This window comes from Micromonospora sp. CP22 (genome assembly GCF_009712475.1).
GTDB lineage: Bacteria > Actinomycetota > Actinomycetes > Mycobacteriales > Micromonosporaceae > Micromonospora.
Map to the genome: position 1 here is coordinate 199,318 of NZ_VCJO01000007.1, position 25,080 is coordinate 224,397.

Consider the following 25,080-nt stretch of genomic DNA (forward strand, 5'->3'; position numbering starts at 1 on the left):
CGGCTGACGACCAGAGCGCCACCCAGTCGGCGTGCAGCGTCCAATCGCGGCCTCCCGAGCCGTACCGTAGCGCGCTTTTTGGCCTAATCGGTCGGAATACGTCCAGCGACGACCAGTAGGCACGGCGGAACGGAGCGTGGCCGTTGATCAACCTGGAACACCAACCTGCGCCCATTTAGACGCTTTGGTACTCGCTCCTGCGATACGCATGGACGCGGGTAACCAGAAAGCCCAGCATATAAGCGACAATGACTGTCCGGATGGTGCACACGCACGACAGTCCGGCCGAGCGAAGATTGACCGATACGTGGACGACACCCAGGTCAAGGCAGACGATTCGCAACGGATCCGGCCCTGGTCTGCCGACGGCCAGGTTCAGTGGTCTGGGCCGGGCCACCGAGCGGCTGATTGAATCGCCGCCGGCACTCAGTGGCCGAGCAATCACGCCCACCGCTTGGAGCTGTACGAATGGTTAGCATGGTCAGCTCGCCCACCGATTCCCGAGCATCGGACCCGCATGCCTGCGCCGTTGTCGAGGTGTCCGACTTTGATCGCCTCATCGAAAGCCGAAAGGCTGTCGTCGGCATCGTCGGGCTCGGCTACACCGGCCTGCCACTGGCTACCGGTTTCGCCGCGGCGGGCTTTTCGGTGGTCGGCCTCGACACGGACACCGAGAAGATCAACGCGATAGTCCGGGGCGAGTCCTACCTTCCCGACGTCTCGGACCTGGAATTGGAGGAGCTTCGCCTGAAGCTGTCGGTGGGGACGTCTCCGGACGCGATGGCGGTGGCCGACGCCGTGGTCGTCTGCGTCCCGACCCCCACCGCCGACGGCGTCGCCGACCTGTCGCACGTCGACGGGGCCCTCGCCGCGGTGGTTCCCCACCTACGACCGGGCACGTTGCTGGTGTTGCAGTCCACCATCCCACCGGGGACCACGTCCGCCGCAGCGCGTCGGCTCACCAGCGAGGGCGGCATCCGCATCGGCACCGACCTCTATCTGGCGATGGCTCCGGAGCGGATCAACCCGGCGAACGCCGACGGATGGCGGATGACCAACACGCCCAAACTGGTCGGCGGCCTCACCGCCGAGTGCACCCGCCGGGCCACGCTGCTGTTCGAGCAGGTGTGCGAGCAGGTCCACCCGGTCTCCAGCCCGGAGGTCGCCGAGCTGGCGAAGGTCTTCGAGAACACGTTCCGGCTGGTCAACATCGCGCTGAGCCTGGAGCTGTCCGACCTCTGCCGGCACCTGCGGATCCCGGTCCGGGAGGTCATCGACGCAGCGGCGACCAAGCCGTACGGCTTCCTCGCGCACTACCCCGGCCCCGGGGTGGGCGGTGAGTGCATCCCGGTCGACCCGCTCTTCCTCCGGCCCCTCGCGGAACTGGCCGGCACGGACCTCAGCCTGGTCACCGCCGCACACCGCCGGATCACCGAGCGCCCGGGGCAGGTCGTCGACCGGATCCGGGAGCTGCTCGTGGCCCGGGGCGGGACGATCCAGCAGGCCCGGGTGCTGATCGTCGGCGTCAGCTACAAGGAGGGCGTGGCCGACCTACGCAACGCCCCGGCCCTGGACATCATCCGGGCGCTGCGGCAGTGCGGCGCACAGGTCAGCTACTACGACCCGCTGGTGCCGTCGATGGTCCTCGACGGCCAGTCGGTGCCCGTGGCGGCCTGGACGCCCACCGAACTCGCGGCACAGGACTGCGTCGTGCTGGTGACCCCGCACAACCGCATCGCGGCGGACCCGCACTGGAGCGCCGCGCCGCTGGTGCTGGACACCCGCAACGTGCTGGCACCGGCCGACAACGTCGAAATCCTGTGATGCCCACCTCGCGAACCCTGGCCGAGCACGACGCGTCGTTCCTCCGGTCGGCCACCCGGTCGGCCGTCGCGGGGGCGGACCTCGACGCGACGACGGCGGCGCGGGCGCTGACCGCCCTGCTGTCCGGTGCGGACGACACCGACGCGGCGGCCCTGCTCACCGCACTGGCCGCCAAGGGCCCGTCCGCGACCGAGGTCGCGGCGACCGTCCGGGTCGTCCTCGCCGCCGCGCCGCCGGTGGCCTGGACGGACCCGGCGGTCGACATCGTGGGCACCGGCGGGGACGGCAGCGATTCGGTCAACATCTCCACGGTCGCCGCCCTGATCGCCACGGCCGCGGGCGCCACCGTCGCCAAGGCCGGCAACCGGGCCGCGACGAGCCGGTGCGGCAGCGCCGACCTGCTGGAGGCGCTCGGCGTACCGGTCGACCCGTCGCCCGACATCGTCGACTCGCTGCGTCGACACCGCTTCGCCTTCCTCTTCACGCCCGCCGTGCACCCGGCCATGCGGACCCTGGCGCCGCTTCGTCGACGGCTCGGCTTCCGGACGATCTTCAACCTGTCGGGGCCGTTGGCGAACCCGGTGCCGCTGACCGCGCGTCTGGTCGGCGCGGCCGACGCACGCGAGCAGGAAGTCCTCGCGGCGGCTGCGGCGGAGCTGGGCGACACGCCCACCTGGGTCGTACGCAGCGCCTCCGGTCTCGACGAGTTGTCCACCGCCGAACCCAGCACGGTCATCGCGGTCGCCCGGGGTCGGACCGAGACCTTCCGTGTCGACCCGCGCGACCTGCCCGTGGCACCGGCCGGGCTCGACGAGCTGCGGGGCGGCGACGCCCGGCACAACGCCCAGCTGGTACGCGACATCCTCACCGGCGTCGCGCCCCGGCCGGTCACCGACACGTGCCTGCTCAACGCGGCAGCCGCGGTGCATCTCGCCGGTCTGGCCGAGGACCTCGCCGACGGGCTGGAACTGTCCCGGGAAGCGGTCGGCAGCGGGCGCGCCGCCGCCCTGCTCGCGGACCTCCGCCACGAGCCAGTTGCCGTCACCACCTCCGAACGCGACGCGCGATGACGCGGTCACCACTACCCAGCAGCAAGGAGTTCCGCATGCATCTCGACGACATCGTCGCGGCAAAGCGGTCGGCCTGGTCCGGCGCGCGTGCGCCCGTGTCGGCGGCCGGCGAGCGGGCCACGCCCGCCCGTGCCGGCACCTTCGCCGCCGCCCTGAACGGCACCGAGGTGGGCATCATCGCCGAGGTCAAGCCGAAGTCGCCGTCCAAGGGCGACCTGCTGCCCCTGGCCGAGGCGGTGCCGCTGGCCCGCACGTACGCCGGGGCCGGAGCCGCCGCGGTGTCGGTCCTGGCCGACACCCCCTACTTCGGCGGCTCACCGGACCTGGTGGCGCAGGTGGCCAACGACGCCGAGGTCACCGTTCCGGTGCTGTTCAAGGACTTCCTGGTCGACGTGCGGCAGGTGCAGCTGGCACACGACTGCGGCGCGGACGCGGTACTGGTCATCGTCCGGTCGGTCGACGACGCCCTGCTCGCCGACCTCCTCGCCGCCGCCGACGGGCTCGGACTCGACGCGCTGGTCGAGACGTTCACCGAGGAGGAGGTGGAGCGGGCCGTGCGGGCCGGTGCCCGGATCATCGGCGTGAACAACCGCGACCTGCGCACCTTCGAGGTCGACCTGGACAACTCCCAGCGGCTACGCCAACTGATCCCGCCAGGCGTGCTGACGGTGAGCGAGAGCGGCCTGCACACGCCGGCCGACCTGGCCCGCATCGGCGCCCACGGCTTCCACGCCGCGTTGATCGGCGAGAGCCTGCTGACCAGTGACGACCCGGCGGAGAAGCTCCGTTCGCTGCGCGGCGTCCGGATTGCGCAGGCCGTGCGATGAGCGGGTGGTTCGGCGGGTACGGCGGCCAGTTCGTGGCGGAGACGTTGGTGGCTCCGTTGGAGGAACTGGAGGCGGCGTACCAGAAGGCACAGGCCAGCGAGGAGTTCCTCGGCGAGTTGGACGACCTGCTGAACAGGTTCATCGGGCGGCCCACCCCGCTGACCAGGCTTCGCAGGTTGGGGGTCGAGACCAACGGCTGCACCCTCTGGCTCAAGCGGGAGGACCTGACCCACACCGGCGCCCACAAGATCAACAATGCGATCGGACAGGCCCTGCTCGCCCGGCGCATCGGCAAGCAACGCATCATCGCCGAGACCGGCGCCGGACAGCACGGTGTGGCCGTCGCCGCGGCCTGCGCCCACCTGCAACTCGACGCGACCATCTACATGGGACGCGTCGACGCCGAGCGGCAGGCGCCGAACGTGCAGCGGATGGAGTTGCTCGGAGCCGAGGTACGCCTGGTCGACAACGGCACGGCGACGCTCAAGGACGCCATCAACGAGGCCATCCGCGACTGGATCGCCCACCCCGACTCCACTCACTACCTGCTCGGCTCGGTGGTCGGGCCGCACCCCTTCCCCACGATCGTGCGCGGCTTCCAGTCCGTCATCGGCCGGGAGGCCCGGCAGCAGTTCCAGGACGCCGTGGGCGGTCTGCCCGACGCGGTGGTGGCCTGCGTCGGCGGCGGCAGCAACTCGGTCGGGATGTTCAGCGCGTTCCTCGACGACCCGGTCCGCCTGGTCGGCATCCAGGCGGCCGGCGAAGGGTTGGGTCCGGGCGGCCGGCACGCCGCGCCGCTGCTCTACGGCGAGCCGGGCGTGCTACAGGGCACCCGCACCTACCTCCTCCAGGACGACGACGGCCAGATCCTGCTGACCCACAGCGTGGCACCGGGACTGGACTACCCCGGCGTCGGACCGGAGCACAGCCACTTCAAGGACACCGGCCGGGTCGAGTACCGCACGGCCAGCGACGACCAGGCGCTCAGCACCTTCGCGCTGCTCAGCCGCGCCGAGGGCATCATCCCCGCCCTTGAGTCCGCCCACGCGGTGGCCGGCGCGCTCGAACTGGCGGAGGAACTGCCCAGCGGCAGCAACATCCTGGTGAACCTGTCCGGACGTGGCGACAAGGACCTGGTCAGCGCCCTGGCGGCGCTACGCGAACGGGATGGAGCAGATCGGTGAGGCGACTTGAGCACGCGTTCGCGGACAGCCAGCGCGAGACCGCGCTGGTGGCCTACCTGACCGCCGGTTACCCGAACCTCGACGAGACCGTCAACCTGGTCGACGCCGCCTGCGCGGCCGGTGCCGACATCATCGAACTGGGGGCGCCGTTCTCCGACCCGCTCGGCGACGGACCGGTCATCCAGGCCACCACCCAGCAGGCGCTGCGCGCCGGCGTGACGGTGGCGGCGACGCTCGACCTGGTCGCCAAGGTGCGGGCCACCGGCAACGACGTGCCGATCATGCTGATGGGGTACTGCAACCCGTTCCTCCGGTACGGGCTGCCGAAACTCTTCGCCGACGCGGCGTCGGCCGGCGCGGACGGCTTCATCGTGCCGGACCTGCCGGCCACCGAGAGCAGTGACTGGCTGGTGGAGGCGGAACGGCACAACCTGGGCCAGGTCTTCTTCGCCGCTCCGGGCAGCAGTCCCGAGCGGTTGCGCCGCACCGCGCAGAAGTCCCGCGGATTCCTGTACTGCCTGGCCGACAACGGGGTGACCGGCGTCCGGGATCGGCTCGCCGACGGCCTCGACGCCTACCTCGCCCGGGTCCGCGCCGCGGCGACCACGCCCGTCGCGGTGGGCTTCGGCATCTCGCGGCCGGAGCACGTCGCCGCCCTCCGGGGCAAGGTGGACGGCGTCATCGTCGGCAGCGCGCTGCTCAAGCGGATCGGCGCGGCCACCACCTGGCAGCAACGGATCGCGGAGACGACGGCGCTGATCGGTGAGCTGAAGGAGGCCTGCCGATGAGTGCTCCGACCACCACCGCCGTGCCGTTCTTCAGCGGCGCGGCCTCCATCCGGCGGGACTGGACCGGGCTCGAAGCCACGCTGCGCAAGGTCACCGACACCGGCCGGTTCACCTTCGGGCCGGTGGGCGAGGAACTGGAACGGGCGATCGCGGAACGCACCGGCGCCCGGCACACCGTGGCGGTGAACAACGGCACGGACGCGTTGATCATCATGCTGCGGGCGGCCGGGATCGGCCCCGGCGACGAGGTGATCGTCCCCGCGTACACCTTCTTCGCCAGCGCCTCCTCGGTCCTGCACGTCGGCGCCAAACCGGTCCTGGTCGACATCCAGCCCGGCTCCTACGCGCTGGACCCCGAGCGGGTCCGCGCCGCCGTCACGGACCGGACCCGGGCGATCATGCCAGTGCACCTGTTCACCCAGATGGCGGACATGGTGGCGTTGCGCGAGGTGGCCGACGAGCACGGCCTGCAACTGCTGGAGGACAGCGCCGAAGGCATCGGCATGCACATCGACGGTCGGCACGCCGGCCGCTGGGGCCGGGCCGGGGTGCTCTCGTTCTTTCCCACCAAGACGCTCGGTGCCCTGGGCGACGCGGGCATGCTGCTCACCGACGACGAGGAGCTCGCCCGCACGGCACGCCAACTGCGCTGCCACGGGCAACCGAGCGACGGCTCCTACGAGTACCTCGAACTCGGCTACAACAGCCGATGCGACGAGCTTCAGGCGGCTTTCCTGCTCTGGCGGTTGCAGACGCTGGACGCGGAGATCGTCCGGCGGGCGGAGGTGGCGGCCCGCTACGACCAGCGCCTCGGCGAACTCGCGCCCCTGGTGCGTACCCCCTGGCTCGCGCCCGCCCGACGGCAGAGCAACCTCGTCTACTACGTCTACCTGATCGAGTGCGAGCGACGTGACGAGCTGGTCGCGTACCTCACCACGCACGGCGTGGGCACCGAGGTGTACTACCCCCGGCCGCTCACCGAGCAGCCCTGCCTCACCACCCGTGCCGGGGTGGACCAACCCGTACCGGTCGCCAAGGCGGCCAGCCAGCGGGCGGTCGGACTGCCGATGTACCCCGACCTGACCGACGAGCAGGTCGACCGGGTCTGCGACCTGATCCACGAGTTCTACCGGGAGCACGCGTGAGCATGGCAGTCCCGTACTTCGACTACCCCACCCGGTACGCCGAGTGGACCGAGGACATCCTGGCCGCGGTCCGGGAGGTCGGCGAGTCGGACGAGTTCATCCTCAAGTCCCGGGTCGCCGCCCTCGAGGCGGCGGTGGCGCAGCGGACCGGTGCCGCCGAGGCGATCGCCGTCGCCAGCGGCACCGGCGCGTTGACGGTGATCCTCACGGCCATGGAGATCGGGCCCGGCGACGACGTCGTCACCCCCGCCTTCTCGTTCATCTCCTCGGCGAGCACGGTGGCGCTGCGCGGTGCCCGTCCGGTCTTCGCCGACGTCGACTACGACACGGCGATGCTGACCGCGCAGAGCGTCGAGGCGGTCCGTACCACGGCGAGCCGAGCCGTGATTCCGGCGTACCTCTTCGCGAGCAGCCCCGACATGCCGGCGCTACGGGCGCTGGCCGACCGCCACTCGATGCGCCTGATCGAGGACAGCGCCGTCGCGCTGGGCGGTCAGGTCGCGGGTCGGCCCGCCGGACGCTACGGCGACGCCGGGGTGTACTCCTTCTTCCCCGGCAAGCCGTTGGGCGGGATCGGCGACGCCGGAATGATCGTCACCGACGATGCGGAGTTGGCCACCACCTGCCGGATGCTGCGCAACCACGGTCAGGACCTGAAGGTCCGGTTCCTGCACCACATGGTCGGCTTCAACAGTCGGATGGACGAGGTCACGGCGCTGTTCCTGCTGCGCCGGCTGCCCCACCTGGACCGGTTCCTCGCCGAGCGTCGCCGGCTGGCCCGCCAGTACAACGACCTGCTGCGTGAGGCGGCACCCGCCGTGCTGACGCCCGCCGGGGACCTCGGCGAGCAGGCCGTCTACACCTACGTCGTACGCGCGCCGCAGCGCGACAACCTGCGCGCCTACCTGGCCGGACGCGGTATCGAGACGAAGGTCTACTACCCCCGCCCGCTGCACCTGCAACCCGCGTTCCGCCACCTCGGTCACGCACCGGGTGACTTCCCGGTCGCCGAGCGACTGTCCCGCGAGTGCCTGGCGCTGCCGTTGCATCCGGAACTGCCCGCCGGAACCGTCGAGCGGGTCGTCGAGGAGATCGCCCGCTTCTACCGGCAGGAGGCATGACGGCGGTGAGCATCTGGGCCAACCGGGTCTGCGGCATCGGCGACGAGGCCGCACCCGGCCTCGCGCGGCAGCTCGACGTGCACCGCGACCTGGGCATGTCCGGCGTGGAACTGCGCACGGTCGACGGTCGGGGCCTGCACGACCTCGACGCCGACGAGGTGGCCGACCTGCGCCGGCAGATCGAGGCGAGCGGGCTGCGGGTGCCGGTGCTGGACACGCCGATCGGCAACTGGTCCACCACCGTCGCCACCGACCTGGACACCGAACTGTCGATCCTGGACCGCACCGCGGCGGTCGCGCACGCCCTGGGCTGTCGGTGGCTGCGCGTCATGTCGTACCCCAACGACGGCTGGTCGGACGAGGCGTGGGCCGCGGAGTCGCTGCGCCGCATGCGGGTGCTGACCGACGAGGCGGGCCGACTCGGTGTAATGCTGCTGCACGAGAACTGCCAGGGCTGGGCGGGCGTCTCCGCCGCGAACACGCTGCGCATGCTCGACCACGTCGACAGTGCGCACCTCAGGCTGATCTTCGATGTGGGCAACGGCCTGGCGTACGGCTACCAGGCCGAGGAGTTCCTCGCCAAGGTGCTGCCCTGGGTCGAGCACGTCCACGTCAAGAACGGCCACCGCAACCCGGACGGCCAGGCCGAGTTCACCCTGCCCGACTCCGGCGAGCTGGACCTGGCCGGTTGCATCCGCCAACTGGAGGCGGCCGGTTACCAGGGCTGGTACAGCCTGGAGCCGCACGTGGCGCACATCCCGCACCTCAAGGTCTCGGGTGACCCCGGGCAGTTGGAGCAGAGCTACCGGGCGTACGCGACGCGCTTCCGCGCCATCGTCGACGAGGCGGCGCGGCCGTGACCCCCTGTTGGACCGAGCCCGACCTGGACTGGCTGCGGGAGTTCATGGCGGTGGACTCGGTGTCGCCGCTGGAGGGCGGCGGGCTCGCCGCCACCCGGCAGGCACAGGAGGTGTTCCTCGCCGGGGCGAGCGAGCGCGGTTTCCAGGTCCGCCACTTCGCCAGCCCGGACACGCGGAGCATCACCGCCGAGGACGTCCCGATGCCGGTGCGGCGGGCCCTGGAAGCCGACCCCGACACCTTCCTCGCCGCCCAGCCCTCCCTGGTGGTGGCGATGGGCGACCCGGCACCGCCGGAGCGACGGCTGGTCATCAACTTCCACGTCGACACCGTCGGCCCGCACATCGCGCCGCGCCTGGACGGCGACATCCTGCACGGCCGGGGTGCCGTCGACGACAAGGGCCCCGGGGTGGCCGCCGCGGTAGGCGTCGCCGCCGCGTTCGCCGACGACCCCTCGCTGGCCCGCCGCATCGAGGTCATGCTCACCAGCGTGCCGGGTGAGGAGGGCGGCGCGATGGGCGTCCTCGGCACCCGATGGCTGACCCGGTTGGGTTACACCGGTCGGCTGATGCTGTTCGCCGAGCCCACCGGCGGTCGGGTGCTGGACGCGTGCACGGCGGCCATGACCCCCCGGCTGCGGGTCCTCGGCGAGGGCAGCACGGACGACCACCCCACCGACGGGCACAACGCCACGGTGGCGTTGGGTTTCCTCGCCGACCACCTGGCCCGCACCGTCGGCCCCCGGGCGGCCGCCCTCGGCGCGAAGCTCTGCGTCGCCGGTCTGCACACCGGGACCGCGCACAACCGGGTGTACGGCGAGGGTGAGCTGCTGCTCAACATCGCCTACCGGGACCAGGCCAGCGCGCAGACGCTGGCACACGAGCTGGAGCAGGCGGTCGACCAGGCCCGTGACGTCTTCGCCAAGACGCACGTCGACAACCCGTTCACCGCCCGCCTGGTCGACGACTGGGACCGGGTGGTGCGGTTGGACTGGCTCAAACGCGGGCTGCCGGTGCTCGACAACCGGGATCCCGAGATGGAAGACCTGCTCGCCGCGGCGGGATTCCCCCGCCACGACGGCCTGGCCGACGGCAGTGCCTTCACCTGCGACGCCATCTGGGCCGGCGGGCCCGGCCGGTACGTCGCGGTGTGCGGACCGGGCCGGCTCGACGTCAACGGCGCGCACACCGCAGCCGAGTGGGTACGCGTCGACGACCTGGCGACCTATGCGAGACAGATCCGCGACCTCGTGGTGCGTTTCGGCGCCCACGTGCCGACACAGTAACGGGAGAGACATGGCCAACAGCATGACCGTCGACCACACGCAGCTCACCACCTTCGTACGGACGGTGCTGCTGCGGTGTGGACTCGACGAGCCGGCGGCGACGACGGCCACCGAGGTCATCTGCTACGCCGACATCCACGGCTTCACCACCCACGGCACCAACGCGCTGGCCGGAATCTACGCCCCGCGCCTGCGCGCCGGGAGCATCCGGCCCGACGCCCAGCCCAAGGTCGTGGTCGAGACCCCGACCACGGCCGTCATCGACGGCGACAACGGCCTGGGGGCCGTCACGATGGTCACCGCCGTCGACCTGGCCGCGGCCAAGGCGCGTGAACTCGGCCTCGGCATGGTGACGGTGCGCAACAGCAGCCACTTCGGCAGCGCCGGCTACTACACCAACCGGGTCGCCGCCGACGGTCTGGTCGGCATCGTCATGTCCAACTGCGGCGCGCAGGGCGTCGTTCCGCCGCTGGGCGGGGTCAAGCGGCTGCTCGGCACGAACCCGCTCAGCGCGGCGGTGCCGGTCTCCCACGGCGCGCCGTTCGTCCTGGACATGAGCGCCACCGCCGTGGCCACCGGCAAGATCCGGGCGGCCCAGCGCGAGGGACGGCCCGTGCCCGAGGGCTGGCTGGTCGCCGCCGACGGGTCGACGACCACCGACCCGGACGCGTACTTCGCCGGGCACGCCGACGTGGCCTGGCTGGGCGGCACGGCGCAGACCGGCGGTGCCAAGGGGTACGGCCTCGCCCTGCTGGTCGACCTGCTGTGCGGGCCGTTGGCGGGCGCGGCGTACGGGCCCCGGCCGGAGGCTCTGACCGAGACCGAGCCGGCCGACGACGTGAACATCGGCCAGGTCGCCCTCGTGATCAACCCCGCCGCGTTCGGCGTCGCGGAGAGCTTCCCGACCGAGACCCGTGCCCTGTTGGACACCGTGTCGGCGTCCCCGGCCGCGCCCGGACAGCGGGTCACGTACCCGGGCGCACCGGAGGCCGAGCGGGCCGCCGTGTCGTACGCCGAGGGGATCCGGCTGCCGCAGCACGTCGCCGTCCAGTTGGTACGCCTCGGCGCCGAACTCGACGTGGCCGTCCCGGCCGCCCTGACCGAGGCGGGTTCGGCATGAGGATCGGGGTCATCGGTCTCGGCGTGATCGCTCCGTACTTCCTGCGGGCCATCGAGGACGACGAGCACCTCACCCTGACCGCCGTCTGCGACCGTAACGAGGCGAAGCTCGCGGACTTCTCCGACGACAGCGGCGTCGCGACCTACACCGACCACCGGGAACTGCTCGCCTCGGGCCTGGTCGACGCGGTCGTACTGACCCTGCCGAACGCGGTGCACGCCGAGGTCGCCGCCGACGCGCTCCGCGCCGGCGTACACGTGTGCTGCGAGAAGCCGATGACGGTCCACCTGGCGGACGCGCACGAGCTGATGGCGTTGGCGCGGCAGTCCGGCCGGACCCTGTTCACCGCCTTCCACCGGCGGTACAACCGCAACGTGGCCGCGCTGCGGCTCGGGGTGGGCGATCCGACGGCCATCGAGCGTCTGGTGTGTCGCTACTCCGAACGCATCGAGGAGCACACCGGCTCGGAGGCGTGGTATCTCGACCAGGATCTGGGCGGCGGCGGCTGCGTCATCGACAACGGCCCGAACGCGCTGGACGCGGTCCGTACCATCGTCGGCGAGCTGGAACTCATCGACGCCACGATCGGCGACGTCCGCCGTGGGGTGGAGTTCTGCGCCGAACTCGAACTGCGCTCCGCCAGCGGCGTGCCGGTCACCGTCGAGCTGGACTGGGCCCTGCCGTCGGGCGAGGTCAAGGACATCACCGTGTACGGAAAGGACGGTTCGGTCCGGTCCGCCGACATGCTGGCCGGATTCCCCGGGTTCAAGTCCTCGCTCGACCACGAGTACGCCGCGATCATGGCGGATTTCCGGCACGTCGTGTCGCTCGGTGACGCGTACACCGACGCGGGTCCGGACATCGTCGCGCTCGTCGAGCAGGCGTACGCGATCGCCCGGCGCAAGGAACCACGGCTGCGGATGCCGTCGAAGCGGCCGACCGTGGCGCGGTTGGTGAAGCTGTTGTTCCACCGGCGTGACGAGCGGGGCATGACCATGTCGCCGTGGCTGTCGCGGTGTGTCCGGCAAGGGGAGCTCCACGAGCTGGTGACGACCACGGACCAGCCGAGTCGACCCGGTGACCGGGTGGACGCGGTCGGGTTCCTCGGCTTCGCCGAGTTCGCCACGGCGACCGTGGTGCAGCGGGGCGACGTGGTGGTCTGCAACGGTCAGCGGATCGGCACCGTCGCCGGATTCGACGAGTGCCACTGGCCCAACCACTACAACATCCTCATCGACACCGAACGTGTTCTCACCGCGGAGGACCTAAACTTGCAGGTCGGCGATCCGCTGCAATTCCTGGAGACGGTGCGATGACTGCTCAAGCGAACCTGCCCGTGGCCGAGGTAACCGTCTCTCCGCAGGTCGCGGCGGCCTTCCCCGACGTCCGGGTGCTCTGCGTCGAGGCCGAGGTGGGCGGCGGTGACGTCATCGCCGGTGAGGTTCAGCAGCGGTGGGCGCACGAGCACGGCCGGTGGCACGGGGTGGCGAAGGCGGAGATCCGCGCGGATCCGGCGGTCGACGCCTACCGACGCTTCTCCCGGAAGATCGGTGTGGACCCGGACCGCCAGCCGCCGTCGATCCAGGCGCTCATCGAGCGTGGCCTACGGTCGAAACCGCTCGGCGGCTGGCCGAAGATCAATCCCACTGTGGACGCGGTGAACGTGACGGCGGTGGCGACGATGATCGCGCTCGGCGTGTTCGACGCCGAGCGGCTATCCGGCCCGGTCCGGCTGGCCCTCAGTGAGGGCGGGGAACGCCTGCAACCGATCGGCGCCCAGGAGGAGGTGGCCCTGGAGGCGGATCGGCTGATCCTGGCCGACGACGCCCGGGTGCTGTCTCTCTTCGCCCACCGCGACGGCGTGCACCAGGCCGTCCGGGCGGACACCCGCCGGGTGCTGCTGCTCGCCTGCGTGGTCGACGGCATCTCCCCCGACCAGGCGGCGGACGCCCTACGGCAATCCGCCGACCTGCTCGACCTGCGCTGACCGCGAGGCCGACCGGCCGCCGTCCACGGGACCGGTCGGCCCGCCGTCAGGTTGACGTCGGGACGGCACCATTCCCAGGCTCACGCCCGCCCCGACCAGGACGGCGCCGAACAGCACCTGAAGCGACAGGTCGGTGGTGCCGATCCCGGCGGCGATGAGGGCGGCGGCCACCGGGACGAGGCCCGCCAGCAGGCCGGCCCGGTCCACGCCCAGTGACCCGACGGCCGCGTACCACAGCGCGAACGCCACTGCGGTCACGAACACCGCGAGGAAGGCCAGCGACAGCAACTCCACGCCGGTGGGCACGGTGACGACGTCGCCCCGCTCGACGAGCAGGGCGGTCAAGGCCAGCATGACACTGGCCAGCGCGCAGGTGTACGCACTGACCCGCACCGGCCCGAGCCGGGGCAACAGCGGGACGGCGAGCAGGGAGAACAGGCACTCACCGGCCAACGCGCCGAGGGACCACAGCACACCGGGCAGGCTGAAGTGTCCCCCGCCGAGGACGGTGCCGACGCCGACCACCACGATCACCGCCGATGTCGCCACCAGCAGCGACGGCCGCCGACCCGCCAGCAGCGGACCGGTGATGGCGAGCACCAGCGGGGCCGCCCCGACGATCGCCCCGAGCACCGGAGGGTCGGTGTGGCGGGCGGCCTGGAGCAGACACACGTTGAAGGCCGCCAGGCCGGTCGCGGCGAGCACCACGAGTCGCAGCCAGTCCGACCGGCCGACCTGGACCCATGGCACCCGGCGCAACCACAGGTAGCCCAGCAGCAACAGTGCCGCCGCCGCGTACCGCCACGCCTGCCCGGTCAACACCGGATAGGCCGTGAGCAACGGGCTGACGGCAGCGGAACTGCCCACGAAAGCCATGGCGAGCGCCCCGCTGAGCAACCCCACTCGGTGACCGGTCATAGCCATTGCGTGAGCATACGACCCAGGCATCGATCGAGGTGACCCTCCGGACGCCGGGTCGGGCGGAAATCAGCCCCCGCCGCGCCGGTTGCGCAGGGCGGCGAGCGCCTCGGCGAGGATCGCCTCCCCCTCGGCGTCGGTACGACGTTCCTTCACGTACGCCAGGTGGGTCTTGTAGGGCTCGGCCCGGGTCCGCCCCGGCGGATCCTGGGCGTCCTGGCCGGCGGGCAGCCCGCAGCGGGGGCAGTCCCACACGCTCGGGGCCGCCACGTCGGCGACGATCCGGATGTCGGTGCGGTGCCCGTTGCGGCACCAGTAGCTCACCGACCGGCACGGGACCGGCTGGTGGCGTTCGGGTAGACGTGGGGGCGCGGACCCGACCCGGGCGCCCCGGATGACGTGGCCGTTCGGCACGGCGCTGACTCCTGTCGTCGGAGGGGACCGCCGTCGAGGGGTGGACGGCGGGCGACGCGGTGCAGCGGGTGAAACGGACTGCGCGCGGCCCGTCGAGTGACGGACCGCGCGCAGATTGTACGCCTCGGGGATCGATTCAGACGCCCGTGCCCACCTCAAGCCGAAGCCAGAGACCGAGCCCGACGATGCAGGCGAACCAGACGATCGCCACCAGAACGGTGTATCGATCCAGGTTCTTCTCGGCCACGGAGGAACCGGCCAGGCTGGAGCTGACACCACCGCCGAACATGCTGGACATTCCACCGCCCTTGCCGCGGTGCAGCAGGATGAGCAGAACGAGCAGGAAGCTCGTGATGACCAGCAACGCGATCAACGTGTAGGTGAACCAGAGCGGCATGGCGGGGGTCAGTCCTCTCGTTACGATCCTCGCCCGGGTAGATCGGGCACTGCGGCACCGACCGGCGGACGGGCGGAGTCAAGGATAGCGAGCGATCAGCCGGTAATGTGCTCCGGGAACCGGCAGATCTTCGCGAACTCCTCGGCGTCCAGGCTCGCGCCGCCCACCAGGGCACCGTCCACGTCCGGTTGCGCCATGATCGAGGCGACGTTCGAGGACTTGACCGAGCCACCGTAGAGGATCCGTACGTCGTCGGCCGTGGCCTGGTCCACCGTCTCGGCCAGCCGGGCCCGCAGCGCGCCACAGACCTCCTGGGCGTCCTCCGGGGTGGCCGTCTTACCGGTGCCGATCGCCCAGACCGGCTCGTACGCGACCACCACCCGGAGCACCTGCTCCGGGCTGAGCCCCTTGAGGGCGGCGTCGAGTTGCTCGGTGCAGTGCGCCACGTGGTTGCCCTGCTCCCGGACGTCCAGCCCCTCCCCCACGCAGAGGATCGGGGTCAACCCGTTGGTCAGCGCCGCCTGCACCTTGGCGCCCACCAACGCGTCGTCCTCGTGGTGGTACTGCCGCCGCTCGGAGTGCCCGACCACCACATACGTGCAGCCGAGCTTGGCCAGCATCGCGCCGGAGATATCCCCGGTGTACGCGCCGGAGGCGTGCGGCGACAGATCCTGCCCGCCGTAGCCGATGAGCAGCTTGTCGCCCTCCACCACGGTCTGCACCGTGCGCAGGTCGGTGAACGGCGGCAGCACCACCGTCTCCACCTCGGTCAGCTGCTTCTCGGTGAGGCTGGCCGCCAGCTTCTGCACCAGCAGGTTCGCCTCGAGGTGGTTGAGGTTCATCTTCCAGTTGCCGGCCATCAACGGCCGGCGGGTAGCGCTCGCCATCAGTTCTCCAGAGCCGCGATGCCGGGGAGGGTCTTGCCCTCCAGGTACTCCAGGGACGCGCCACCACCGGTGGAGATGTGCCCGAAGGCCTTCTCGTCCAGCCCCAGGGCCCGTACCGCGGCGGCGGAGTCACCGCCACCGACCACGCTGAACGCCTCCGAACCGGCGATCGCCTCGGCCACCCCGCGGGTGCCGTTCGCGAACGCGGCCATCTCGAACACGCCCATCGGGCCGTTCCAGAAGATCGTCCGGGCGTCCTTGAGCGCGGCGGCGAAGCCCGCCACCGTCTTCGGGCCGACGTCCAGCCCCACCCGCTTGCTGGGGATGCCGTCGGCCGGCACGGTGTCGTGCGCGGCGTCCGGGGCGAACGCCTCGGCGGCCACCACGTCGACCGGGAGCATGATCTTGCCCTCGGAGCGCTCCAGCAGGTTGCGGCAGGTCTCCACCATCTCCTCCTCCAGCAGGGAGGAACCGACCTCGTGGCCCTGGGCCTTGAGGAAGGTGAAGCACATGCCGCCACCGATGAGCAGCCGGTCGACCTTCGGCAGCAACGCCTCGATCACCGCGAGCTTGTCGGAGACCTTCGAGCCACCGAGCACCACCACATACGGCCGCTCGGGGTCGCCGGTCAGCTGCGACAGCACCTCCACCTCACGCAGCACCAGCCGTCCGGCCACGTGCGGCAACCGCGCGGGGACATCGTGGACACTGGCGTGCTTGCGGTGCACCGCGCCGAAGGCGTCGTCGACGTACACGTCACCGAGGGCGGCGAGCCGATCGGCGAAGGCACCCCGCTCGGCGTCGTCCTTACTGGTCTCACCCTTGTTGAAACGGAGGTTCTCCAGCAGGGCCACCTCGCCGTCGGCGAGCGCCGCCACCGTCGCCTGGGCGGATTCGCCCACCGTGTCGGTGGCGAAGTGCACCGCCGTGCCGAGCAGCTCGCCGAGGCGTCCCGCGACCGGGGCGAGACTGAACTGCGGATCCGGCGCACCCTTCGGCCGGCCCAGGTGGGAGCAGACGACGACCTTGGCTCCGGCCTCGGTCAACGCGCCCAGGGTCGGCAACACCGCCCGGATCCGGCCGTCATCCGTGATGGCACCGGTCTGCTTGTCGAGTGGGACGTTCAGGTCGGCGCGGACCAGCACACGCCGACCTGACACCCCCTCGGCGAGCAGGTCGTCGAGGTTACGGATGCTCACAGCGACGAACCAACCAGCTTCACCAGGTCGACCAGGCGGTTGGAGTAGCCCCACTCGTTGTCGTACCAGCCGACGACCTTGACCTGGTTGCCGATGACCTTGGTCAGCGGCGCGTCGAAGATGCACGACGCCGGGTCGGTGACGATGTCGGCCGAGACGATCGGGTCCTCGTTGTAGGTCAGGATGCCCCGCAGCGGGCCCTCGGCGGCGGCCTTCAGCGCGGCGTTGACCTCGTCCACGGTGGTGTCCCGACCGACGGTGACGGTGAGGTCGGTGGCGGACCCGGTCGGGATCGGCACCCGCAGCGCGTACCCGTCGAGCTTGCCCTTGAGGTCCGGCAGCACCAGGCCGATGGCCTTCGCCGCACCGGTCGAGGTCGGCACGATGTTCAGCGCGGCGGCGCGGGCCCGACGCAGGTCCTTGTGCGGCGCGTCCTGGAGGTTCTGGTCCTGGGTGTACGCGTGGATGGTGGTCATCAGACCCTGCTGGATGCCGAACGTGTCGTGCAGGACCTTCGCCATCGGCGCCAGGCAGTTGGTGGTGCAGGAGGCGTTCGAGATGATGTTGTGGCTGGCCGCGTCGTACTGGTCGTCGTTGACGCCCATCACGACCGTGACGTCCTCGTTCTTCGCCGGGGCGGAGATGATGACCTTCTTGGCCCCACCGTCGATGTGCGCCTTGGCCTTGGTCGCGTCGGTGAAGAAGCCGGTCGACTCGATGACCACGTCGGCGCCGACGTCGCCCCACGGCAGCGCCGCCGGGTCCTTCTCAGCGAAGGCCTTGATGGACTTGCCGCCCACGGTGATCTCGTCGGCCGTGGCCTTGACCTCCTGCGGGAGGCGGCCCAGGATGCTGTCGTACTTGAGCAGGTGAGCGAGCGTCGCGTTGTCGGTCAGGTCGTTGACGGCCACGACCTCGACATCAGCGCCGGACGCCAGCACTGCCCGGAAGAAGTTACGGCCGATCCGGCCGAAGCCGTTGATGCCAACCCGGATGGTCACAGGTCCCATCTCCTCGCGTTCTGGTCCGCCGGCGTGGAGACCTTCGGCCGGCGAAATGGTGTGCGCCGACCGTTGGAGCCGGCCGTTGACGGTTCATCCCGGCCACCCCGCCGCGGTCCGAGGGACCTGACCGCCGTCGAGGCGGTGGGTACGGTTGGGAGTACCGGTGCCGGCCCCCTTGCCGTACTCAGCGACCTTATCCGAGCGCGCCGAGCCGTGCTGCGTCGGGTGGTCGCCCCACCGTCTTATCAGACCACGAGCATGTCGGGCGTGACGGCCGCTTCGGTATCCGGGATGCCGAGGTCCCGGGCCCGCTTGTCGGCCAGTGCCAACAGCCGACGGATCCGCCCGGCGATGGCGTCCTTGGTCAGCGGCGGATCGGCCAACGCGCCAAGCTCCTCCAAGGACGCCTGCCGGTGCTCCAACCGCAGCCGACCGGCCGAGGTCAGGTGCTCCGGGGCGTCGTCGGCGAGGATCTCCAACGCCCGGGTCACCCGGGCCGCGGCGGCGACCGCCGCCCGAGCGGAACGTCGCAGGTTGGCATCGTCGAAGTTCGCCAACCGGTTGGCCGTCGCCCGGACCTCACGCCGGACCCGACGCTCCTCCCAGGCGAGCACACTGGAGTGGGCACCGATGCGGGTGAGCAACGCGGCGATCGCGTCGCCGTCCTTGACCACCACCCGGTCGACACCGCGTACCTCACGGTTCTTGGCGGTGATGCCGATCCGCCGGGCCGCGCCGACCAGCGCCAGCGCCGACTCCGGCCCGGGGCAGGTGATCTCCAGGGCGCTGGAGCGTCCCGGCTCGGTCAACGAGCCGTGCGCCATGAACGCCCCCCGCCAGGCGGACACCGCACAGCAGACGCTGGCGGCCACGACGTGCGGCGGCAGCCCCCGCACCGGTCGCCCCCGCACGTCGAGCAGCCCGGTCTGCCGGGCCAGGGCCTCACCGTCCTTGACGACGCGGACGATGAAGTGGCTGCCCTTGCGCAGCCCACCGGAGGCGAGTACGTGGATCTCGCTCGGATAGCCGTAGACCTCGGCGATCTCACGGCGCAACCGCCGCGCCACCGCCCCGGTGTCGAGTTCGGCTTCCACCACCACCCGACCGGAGACGATGTGCAGCCCACCGGCGAACCGCAGCAGCGCCGCCATCTCCGCCCGCCGGCAGCAGGGCTTGGGCACGTCGACCCGACTCAGCTCGTCCTTGACCGCAGCCGTCATCGCCATTGTGCGTCCCCTCACGGACCGGTTCCGGCGTGTCGCCGGAGATTACGTACGTGTCTAACGATCGGCGCCCATTACAGGCACCAGGGCGGCGCCCAGAGCAGCCGGATCATGACGGGGAGTGCCGTCGTCGACCGCGACGGGAGCGAGGACCAGTCGGGCTCCCAGGGATTCTGCCGCACCGTGGACCGGTTCGGGGTCACCGACCGCCTTGGCATCGGCGAGCACGAAGTCGACAGTCAACTCCGGAAGGTACCAGCGCAGCGCCGCCAGGTGGTCGGCGACGGAGAGCCCGAGCGTCTCCTTCTCGGCGGCGAGGTTGAGGGTGACCAGCCGCCGGGCCGGACTGGCCAGGATCGCCGCGGCCAGTTGCGGCACCAGCAGGTGTGGCAACACGCTGGTGTACCAGCTGCCCGGCCCGAAGATCAGCCAGTCGGCGACGCCGATCGCCGCGACCGCCTCCGCACACGCCGCCGGCGCCTGCGGGGTGAGCCGCAACGACTCGACCCGGCCGGTGGTGACCGCGACCTGGTGCTGGCCACGGACCACGGTCACCTCGTCGGGGCGGCCCGGTTCGGCACCGCGTACCCGGGCCTCGATGTCGACCGGCTGCCGGGACATCGGCAGCACCCGGCCGACCGCGCCGAGCATCGCCCCGGCGTGCTCCAACGCCGCCACCGGGTCGCCGAGCAACTCCATCAGCCCGCAGAGCACCAGGTTGCCCACCGCGTGCCCGGCCAGCCCGTCCCCCGGGCCGTCGCCGACCCTGGCGAACCGGTGCTGGAACAGCCCGGCGCTGCGTCGGGTGGCGGGATGGTCACCGGCCAACGCCACCAGTGCCTGCCGCAGGTCACCGGGGGGCAACCCGCCCCGCTCGGCGCGCAGCCGCCCGCTGGAGCCGCCGTCGTCGCCGACGGTCACCACCGCGGTGATGTCCAGGTCCAGCTCGGGGGCGCAGCGGCGCAGCGCACGCAGCGAGGCGGACAGGCCGTGCCCGCCGCCGAACGCCACCACCCGGATCGTCATTCCCGCCCCAGGTCGCGGTGCTGGGCGTTGGCGGCCAGCCCGGAGCGACGCAGCCGGGCCGCCAGCTCCTCGGCGATGGCCACGCTGCGGTGCTTGCCTCCGGTGCAACCCACCGCCACGGTCAGGTACCGCTTGCCCTCGCGCTCGAAGCCGGCCGTGGTGGCGTTCACCAGGTCCGCGTACGCGTCGACGAAGGCGTCCGCCCCCTCCTGCCCCAGCACGTACGCGCTGACCGCCTCCTCGCGCCCGGTGTGCTCGCGCAGCTCGGGCACCCAGTACGGGTTGGGCAGGAACCGCGCGTCCATCACGAAGTCGGCGTCCGGCGGCAGCCCGTACTTGAAGCCGAAGGAGATCACCGTCAACCGCAGCCGGCGGGCGTCCTCCCCGCCGAACAGCTCCTCGACCCGGCGGCGCAGCTGGTTCACGTTCAGGTGGCTGGTGTCGATGATCACGTCAGCCTGGTCGCGGGCCTCCTCCAGCAGGCCCCGCTCGACGGCGATGCCGTCGGCGAGCCGACCGTCGCCCTGCAACGGGTGCGAGCGCCGCACGCTCTCGAACCGGCGGATCAGCACCTCGTCGTCGGCGTCGACGAAGACCACCCGGGGGGCGTAGCCACGCTCCTTCAGCTCCCGGATCGCCTCGGCCAGATCGGTGGAGAAGGCCCGGGAACGCACGTCCAGCACCATCGCGGTACGCCGGGCCGCCCCGCCCGCCTTCACCGCCAGCTCGGCCATGTCCAGCAGCAGCGCCTGCGGCAGGTTGTCGACGACGTAGAAGCCCACGTTCTCCAACGCCCGGGCCACGGTGCTGCGACCGCCACCGGAGAGCCCGGTGACCACGACCAGCGTGGTGTCCGTCTCGGCGATCGGCCCGGTCTGCTCACCGGGTACGCCCGAACGGTGACCGGTCGTGTGCGCCTCGCCCACCCGAAAAACCTCCAACCACGCTGCCCCGGTCGATGGCGACCGGCTTGGTCAAGCAGCGACTCTAACCCGCCGGCCACCGCTAGCCTGCACACCCGCCGCAGGCTCGCCGGTTAGGAAGGGGCCCTTCCTATGCATCAGGCGTTAACAAGGGGCCCTTCCTTTCGCTGCGGTGTCGGCTGAGTGACGGCAGTCGGCGCGGGACGCGACTATCCTCCGGACATGGGCAGGCACGGAGCGCGACTGCGCTGGGTGGTTGCCCTGGTGTCGGTCACCATCGCCGTGCTGGCCACGGTGGACCGCTACGTCGACCGAGAACGCGAATGGGCGCGCGGCGGCGACCAGGTGACGGTGACCGTCGACGCCCTGTTGCCGGAGCCGGACCAGGTCAAGGACGCGGTCGTGACGCTCGGCTGGCCCGAACCGGTGGACAACATCATCGGCGACCCCGACCGGCAGTCGGTGGCGGTGCGGCTGCGCTGGTCCGGGCCGCCCCGGAAGGGGCACTACCAGGTCATGCTGCTCGACGGCCGGCTGGAACCCGCCCAGGTGGTACAGCCCTACGCCGGCTGGGACGCCGCGGGTGGCACGGGTTTCAACTGGGCCGGAGCGTACGACGTGCTGGCCGAGCGGTATCCCTGGCTCGCCGACACCGCCAGCGGTGAGGAGCTCGAGGGGACGTTCACCATCCCGGACCGAATCGGCGCGGTCGGCACCCGCGCGCTCGCCGACGGCAGCCTGATCGCCGTCTTCCGGCTGGCCCCCGACGCCCTGCCGGTGACCGACCCCAGCCGTCTCGTGGTGGCGTTCTGCTACGTCGAGCTCGGCGGCGAGGTCCGCTGGGCCAAACGGGTGCCCGTTGCGGCCTCGGCCTGAACGGACGCACCGGGTGCTGAGGACACCGACCCCGGCAATGCCGACTCGGGCGTTTCCGAGTGCTGGACGTGCCCCGTGCCGCAGCCCACCAGTCCTATCGCCGGTCACTCCTAGCTGTTCACGTCAGACTGTGCGGATCGTGATGAGGTCTTCGAGCCCGGCGAGGTCGGCGGAACACCCCGCCGTTCCGGACGCCACACCGATCGTTGTCTCCTCGGGTCCGTAGAATCCCGGGATGCCCTCCCCCACCGCACCGACCACCGAGGCCGCGCTTGAGACGCTGCGGCGGGTGTTCGGGTACGACTCGTTCCGGGGTTTCCAGCGCGAGGTCATCGACCACGTGGTGGCCGGCGGGGACGCCCTGGTGCTGATGCCGACCGGTGGCGGCAAGTCGCTGTGCTACCAGATCCCGGCGCTGGTGCGCGACGGCGTCGCCGTGGTGATCTCGCCGCTGATCGCGTTGATGCAGGACCAGGTCGACGCGCTGACCGCCGTCGGCGTCCGGGCCGGTTTCCTCAACTCGACCCTCGACCCCGACACCCGCCGGTTGGTCGAGGCGGAGTTCGTGGCCGGCGAGATCGACCTGCTCTACCTCGCGCCGGAGGCGCTGGCCGGTCAGGGCACGCTGAGTCTGCTCGACCGGGGGCGGATCAGTCTCTTCGCCATCGACGAGGCGCACTGTGTGTCGCAGTGGGGGCACGACTTCCGGCCGGACTATCTCAACCTGTCGATGCTGCACGAGCGCTGGCCGGGGGTGCCGCGCATCGCGCTGACCGCGACCGCGACCAGCGCCACCCGGGCGGAGATCGCCACCCGCCTCGACTTGACCGGGGCGCGGCACTTCGTGGCCAGCTTCGACCGGCCCAACATCCAGTACCGGATCGTGCCGAAGCGGGAGCCGCGCAAGCAGCTGCTGGCGCTGCTGCGCGACGAGCATCCCGGTGACGCCGGCATCGTCTACTGCCTGTCCCGCGCCTCGGTGGAGAAGACCGCCGAGTTCCTGGTCGCCAACGGCATCGACGCGTTGCCGTACCACGCCGGTCTGGACGCGGCGACGCGCGCCGCCAACCAGCAGCGCTTCCTGCGCGCCGACGGGGTGGTGATGGTGGCGACGATCGCCTTCGGGATGGGCATCGACAAGCCGGACGTACGCTTCGTCGCCCACCTGGACCTGCCGAAGTCGGTCGAGGGCTACTACCAGGAGACCGGCCGGGCCGGACGCGACGGCCTACCGTCGACGGCGTGGCTGGCGTACGGGCTCCAGGACGTGGTCCAGCAGCGGAAGATGATCGACACCTCCGAGGGCGACCTGGCCCACCGGCGCAACCTCGCCGCCCACCTCGACGCGATGCTGGCGCTCTGCGAGACGGTGCGCTGCCGCCGGGCGCAGTTGCTGGAGTACTTCGGTGAGCCGGCCACCGGCGGCTGCGGCAACTGCGACACCTGCCTGGAGCCGCCGGAGTCGTGGGACGGCACGGTGGCCGCGCAGAAGCTGCTTTCCACGGTGTTCCGGCTGGACCGGGAACGCAACCAGCGCTTCGGCGCCGGGCACTGCATCGACATCCTGCTCGGCCGCAGCACCGACAAGATCGTCCAGCATCGGCACGATTCGCTGACCGTGTTCGGCATCGGTGGTGAGTGCAGCGAGGCGGAGTGGCGCGGCGTGGTGCGGCAACTGCTCGCCGAGGGGCTGCTGGCCGTGGAGGGCGACTACGGCACGCTGGCGCTCACCGACGCCAGCGCCGAGGTGCTCGGCAAACGACGTACGGTGATGCTGCGCCGTGAGCCGGCCCGGCCAGCGCGCGTCGCCAAGCCGCGCGGCGCGGCCACCGTCGTCGCGGAACTGCCGGCGGAGGCGGCCGGCACCTTCGAACGACTCCGCGCCTGGCGTGCCGCGACCGCCAAGGAGCAGGGCGTCCCCGCGTACGTCATCTTCCACGACGCGACGCTGCGCCAGATCGCCGCCGACAAGCCGTCCTCGCTGGCCGAGCTGTCCCGGATCAGCGGCGTCGGCGAGAACAAGCTAGCCAAGTACGGCGAGCAGATCCTCGAAGTCCTCGCCGGAGCCGACTAACCCGACTGCACCACCTTTGGCGTGACCCGCCGAACGGTGCGGGGTCAGGTCCAGCAGGTGGCGTGGTCGGTGACGAAGGTGGTCAGGGTGCGCGGGGGGTGACCGGTGACCGCCTGGACGGTGTCGGTGGTGTCGGCCCACCGGCCGTCGCCGATGTCGCGCATCAGCGTGGCGAGGTCGTCGGCGAACGCCGGAGGCAGGCCGACCGCGCGTAGGCGCTGCGCCATGGCGGCCACCGGCAGGTCGACGTAGCGCACCGGGCGGCCGAGCACGGCGGTCATCGTCTCGGCCACCTCGTGGTGGGTGTACGCCTCGGGGCCGGTCAGGATCAGCGTGGCGTTCGCCTCGACCGGCCGGGTCAGCAGGGCGGCGGCGACGTCGGCGATGTCCCGAGCATCGAGGTAGCCAACCGGGCCAGACCCGTACGACCCGTAGAACCGTCCCTCGCCCTCGGCGAAAGCGACCTCGGTGAGGAGGTTCTGCATGAAGCCGACCGGCTGCAGGATCAGGTACGGCAGTCCTGAGTCGCGCAAATGATCGTCGATCTCGCCGTGCTGACCCTGGGCCAGTAGCGCACCGGGGGCCGCTCCGCGTACCGAAATCTTGATCACCTGCGCGACGCCGGTCTCGGCGGCAAGGTCGATGATCGACCGTTGCTGGTGGACGAAGTCCGGCCCCGGTGCGCCGTTGAGCAGCAGGCGGGCACCGGGAACGAGGGCGGCGCGGATCGAGCGGGGGTCGGCGAAGTCGGCGAGCGTGACATCACCGCCGAGTTCGGCGACGTGCCGGGGCTGGCGGACCACCGCCCGCCGGGGCACCGCGTGCCGGTCCAGTCGATCGACGAGCGCACGGCCTATCTGTCCGGACGCGCCGGTCACGATGATCACCAAGCCTCCAAGCGGAATGAGGTATTCCGGTTATCCGGCGACT

At 71.3% G+C, this 25,080-nt stretch carries 24 protein-coding genes; 14 read left to right on the forward strand and 10 right to left on the reverse strand.

Features of this window, described 5'->3' with window-relative positions; all coding sequences use genetic code 11:
- Positions 1-537 precede the first annotated feature (537 nt).
- The 12 genes from FF096_RS14965 to FF096_RS15020 are packed head-to-tail and all read left to right on the forward strand — an operon-like array spanning position 538 to position 13,209.
- Positions 538-1,824, forward strand: a complete 1,287-nt coding sequence (locus FF096_RS14965; protein ID WP_196222531.1) for a nucleotide sugar dehydrogenase — start codon at positions 538-540, stop codon at positions 1,822-1,824.
- Entirely contained in the window at positions 1,824-2,894 is a 1,071-nt protein-coding gene (trpD, locus tag FF096_RS14970) for an anthranilate phosphoribosyltransferase (RefSeq protein ID WP_155218462.1), read from the forward strand. The genes FF096_RS14965 and trpD overlap by 1 nt, the downstream gene beginning before the upstream one ends.
- A 35-nt stretch (positions 2,895-2,929) precedes the next feature.
- Entirely contained in the window at positions 2,930-3,721 is a 792-nt protein-coding gene (locus tag FF096_RS14975; RefSeq protein ID WP_196222532.1) for an indole-3-glycerol phosphate synthase TrpC, read from the forward strand.
- Complete coding sequence (trpB, locus tag FF096_RS14980) at positions 3,718-4,905, forward strand: tryptophan synthase subunit beta (RefSeq protein WP_155218466.1); 1,188 nt, start codon at positions 3,718-3,720, stop codon at positions 4,903-4,905. Before FF096_RS14975 ends, trpB begins: the two co-directional genes overlap by 4 nt.
- Entirely contained in the window at positions 4,902-5,693 is a 792-nt protein-coding gene (gene trpA, locus FF096_RS14985) for a tryptophan synthase subunit alpha (protein ID WP_155218468.1), read from the forward strand. Before trpB ends, trpA begins: the two co-directional genes overlap by 4 nt.
- The gene (locus FF096_RS14990) at positions 5,690-6,838 is read left to right on the forward strand and encodes a DegT/DnrJ/EryC1/StrS aminotransferase family protein (protein WP_155218470.1); all 1,149 of its coding nucleotides are present in this window, start codon (positions 5,690-5,692) and stop codon (positions 6,836-6,838) included. Before trpA ends, FF096_RS14990 begins: the two co-directional genes overlap by 4 nt.
- 2 nt (positions 6,839-6,840) lie before the next feature.
- Positions 6,841-7,959 carry a DegT/DnrJ/EryC1/StrS aminotransferase family protein gene (locus FF096_RS14995; RefSeq protein WP_155218654.1) on the forward strand — a complete coding sequence of 373 codons (1,119 nt, stop codon included), beginning with the start codon at positions 6,841-6,843 and terminating at the stop codon, positions 7,957-7,959.
- A 5-nt stretch (positions 7,960-7,964) separates the two neighbouring features.
- Positions 7,965-8,819, forward strand: a complete 855-nt coding sequence (locus tag FF096_RS15000) for a sugar phosphate isomerase/epimerase family protein (protein ID WP_375335343.1) — start codon at positions 7,965-7,967, stop codon at positions 8,817-8,819.
- On the forward strand, positions 8,816-10,102 hold the full coding sequence (locus FF096_RS15005; RefSeq protein WP_309223335.1) for a M20/M25/M40 family metallo-hydrolase: 1,287 nt from the start codon (positions 8,816-8,818) through the stop codon (positions 10,100-10,102). Before FF096_RS15000 ends, FF096_RS15005 begins: the two co-directional genes overlap by 4 nt.
- A 10-nt stretch (positions 10,103-10,112) precedes the next feature.
- Positions 10,113-11,222 (forward strand): Ldh family oxidoreductase, encoded by a 1,110-nt coding sequence (locus FF096_RS15010; RefSeq protein ID WP_196222533.1) that lies wholly within the window; start codon positions 10,113-10,115, stop codon positions 11,220-11,222.
- Positions 11,219-12,538, forward strand: a complete 1,320-nt coding sequence (locus tag FF096_RS15015) for a Gfo/Idh/MocA family protein (RefSeq protein WP_155218476.1) — start codon at positions 11,219-11,221, stop codon at positions 12,536-12,538. The genes FF096_RS15010 and FF096_RS15015 overlap by 4 nt, the downstream gene beginning before the upstream one ends.
- Positions 12,535-13,209, forward strand: a complete 675-nt coding sequence (locus FF096_RS15020) for a B3/4 domain-containing protein (RefSeq protein ID WP_155218478.1) — start codon at positions 12,535-12,537, stop codon at positions 13,207-13,209. The genes FF096_RS15015 and FF096_RS15020 overlap by 4 nt, the downstream gene beginning before the upstream one ends.
- On the opposite strand, the gene FF096_RS15025 is transcribed toward FF096_RS15020, so the two are convergent.
- The 9 genes from FF096_RS15025 to rapZ form a co-directional block, all read right to left on the reverse strand.
- On the reverse strand, positions 13,174-14,133 hold the full coding sequence (locus FF096_RS15025; RefSeq protein ID WP_230462613.1) for a DMT family transporter: 960 nt from the start codon (positions 14,131-14,133) through the stop codon (positions 13,174-13,176). The genes FF096_RS15020 and FF096_RS15025 overlap by 36 nt on opposite strands.
- 63 nt (positions 14,134-14,196) lie before the next feature.
- The gene (locus tag FF096_RS27105) at positions 14,197-14,541 is read right to left on the reverse strand and encodes an RNA polymerase-binding protein RbpA (RefSeq protein ID WP_309223336.1); all 345 of its coding nucleotides are present in this window, start codon (positions 14,539-14,541) and stop codon (positions 14,197-14,199) included.
- Between the two features lie 136 nt (positions 14,542-14,677).
- Entirely contained in the window at positions 14,678-14,938 is a 261-nt protein-coding gene (secG, locus tag FF096_RS15035) for a preprotein translocase subunit SecG (protein WP_155218480.1), read from the reverse strand.
- Positions 14,939-15,033: 95 nt separating this feature from the next.
- Entirely contained in the window at positions 15,034-15,825 is a 792-nt protein-coding gene (tpiA, locus tag FF096_RS15040) for a triose-phosphate isomerase (protein WP_155218482.1), read from the reverse strand.
- The gene (locus FF096_RS15045; RefSeq protein ID WP_309223337.1) at positions 15,825-17,024 is read right to left on the reverse strand and encodes a phosphoglycerate kinase; all 1,200 of its coding nucleotides are present in this window, start codon (positions 17,022-17,024) and stop codon (positions 15,825-15,827) included. Before FF096_RS15045 ends, tpiA begins: the two co-directional genes overlap by 1 nt.
- Entirely contained in the window at positions 17,021-18,025 is a 1,005-nt protein-coding gene (gap, locus tag FF096_RS15050) for a type I glyceraldehyde-3-phosphate dehydrogenase (protein WP_309223338.1), read from the reverse strand. Before gap ends, FF096_RS15045 begins: the two co-directional genes overlap by 4 nt.
- Before the next feature lie 248 nt (positions 18,026-18,273).
- Positions 18,274-19,254 carry a DNA-binding protein WhiA gene (gene whiA, locus FF096_RS15055; protein ID WP_155218486.1) on the reverse strand — a complete coding sequence of 327 codons (981 nt, stop codon included), beginning with the start codon at positions 19,252-19,254 and terminating at the stop codon, positions 18,274-18,276.
- A 54-nt stretch (positions 19,255-19,308) separates the two neighbouring features.
- Positions 19,309-20,277 carry a uridine diphosphate-N-acetylglucosamine-binding protein YvcK gene (gene yvcK, locus FF096_RS15060; RefSeq protein WP_155218488.1) on the reverse strand — a complete coding sequence of 323 codons (969 nt, stop codon included), beginning with the start codon at positions 20,275-20,277 and terminating at the stop codon, positions 19,309-19,311.
- Positions 20,274-21,203 (reverse strand): RNase adapter RapZ, encoded by a 930-nt coding sequence (gene rapZ / locus FF096_RS15065; RefSeq protein WP_375335344.1) that lies wholly within the window; start codon positions 21,201-21,203, stop codon positions 20,274-20,276. The genes yvcK and rapZ overlap by 4 nt, the downstream gene beginning before the upstream one ends.
- Before the next feature lie 219 nt (positions 21,204-21,422).
- On the opposite strand from rapZ, the gene FF096_RS15070 reads away from it, so the two are divergent.
- Both FF096_RS15070 and recQ read left to right on the forward strand, forming a co-directional pair.
- A complete protein-coding gene (locus FF096_RS15070; protein WP_155218490.1) occupies positions 21,423-22,076 on the forward strand; it encodes a hypothetical protein in 654 nt (217 codons plus the stop codon).
- 235 nt (positions 22,077-22,311) lie between these two features.
- Positions 22,312-24,150 (forward strand): DNA helicase RecQ, encoded by a 1,839-nt coding sequence (gene recQ, locus FF096_RS15075; RefSeq protein ID WP_155218492.1) that lies wholly within the window; start codon positions 22,312-22,314, stop codon positions 24,148-24,150.
- A gap of 44 nt (positions 24,151-24,194) precedes the next feature.
- Here recQ and FF096_RS15080 read toward each other — a convergent pair whose 3' ends face one another.
- A complete protein-coding gene (locus FF096_RS15080) occupies positions 24,195-25,037 on the reverse strand; it encodes an NAD(P)H-binding protein (RefSeq protein WP_309223339.1) in 843 nt (280 codons plus the stop codon).
- Positions 25,038-25,080: the final 43 nt, after the last annotated feature.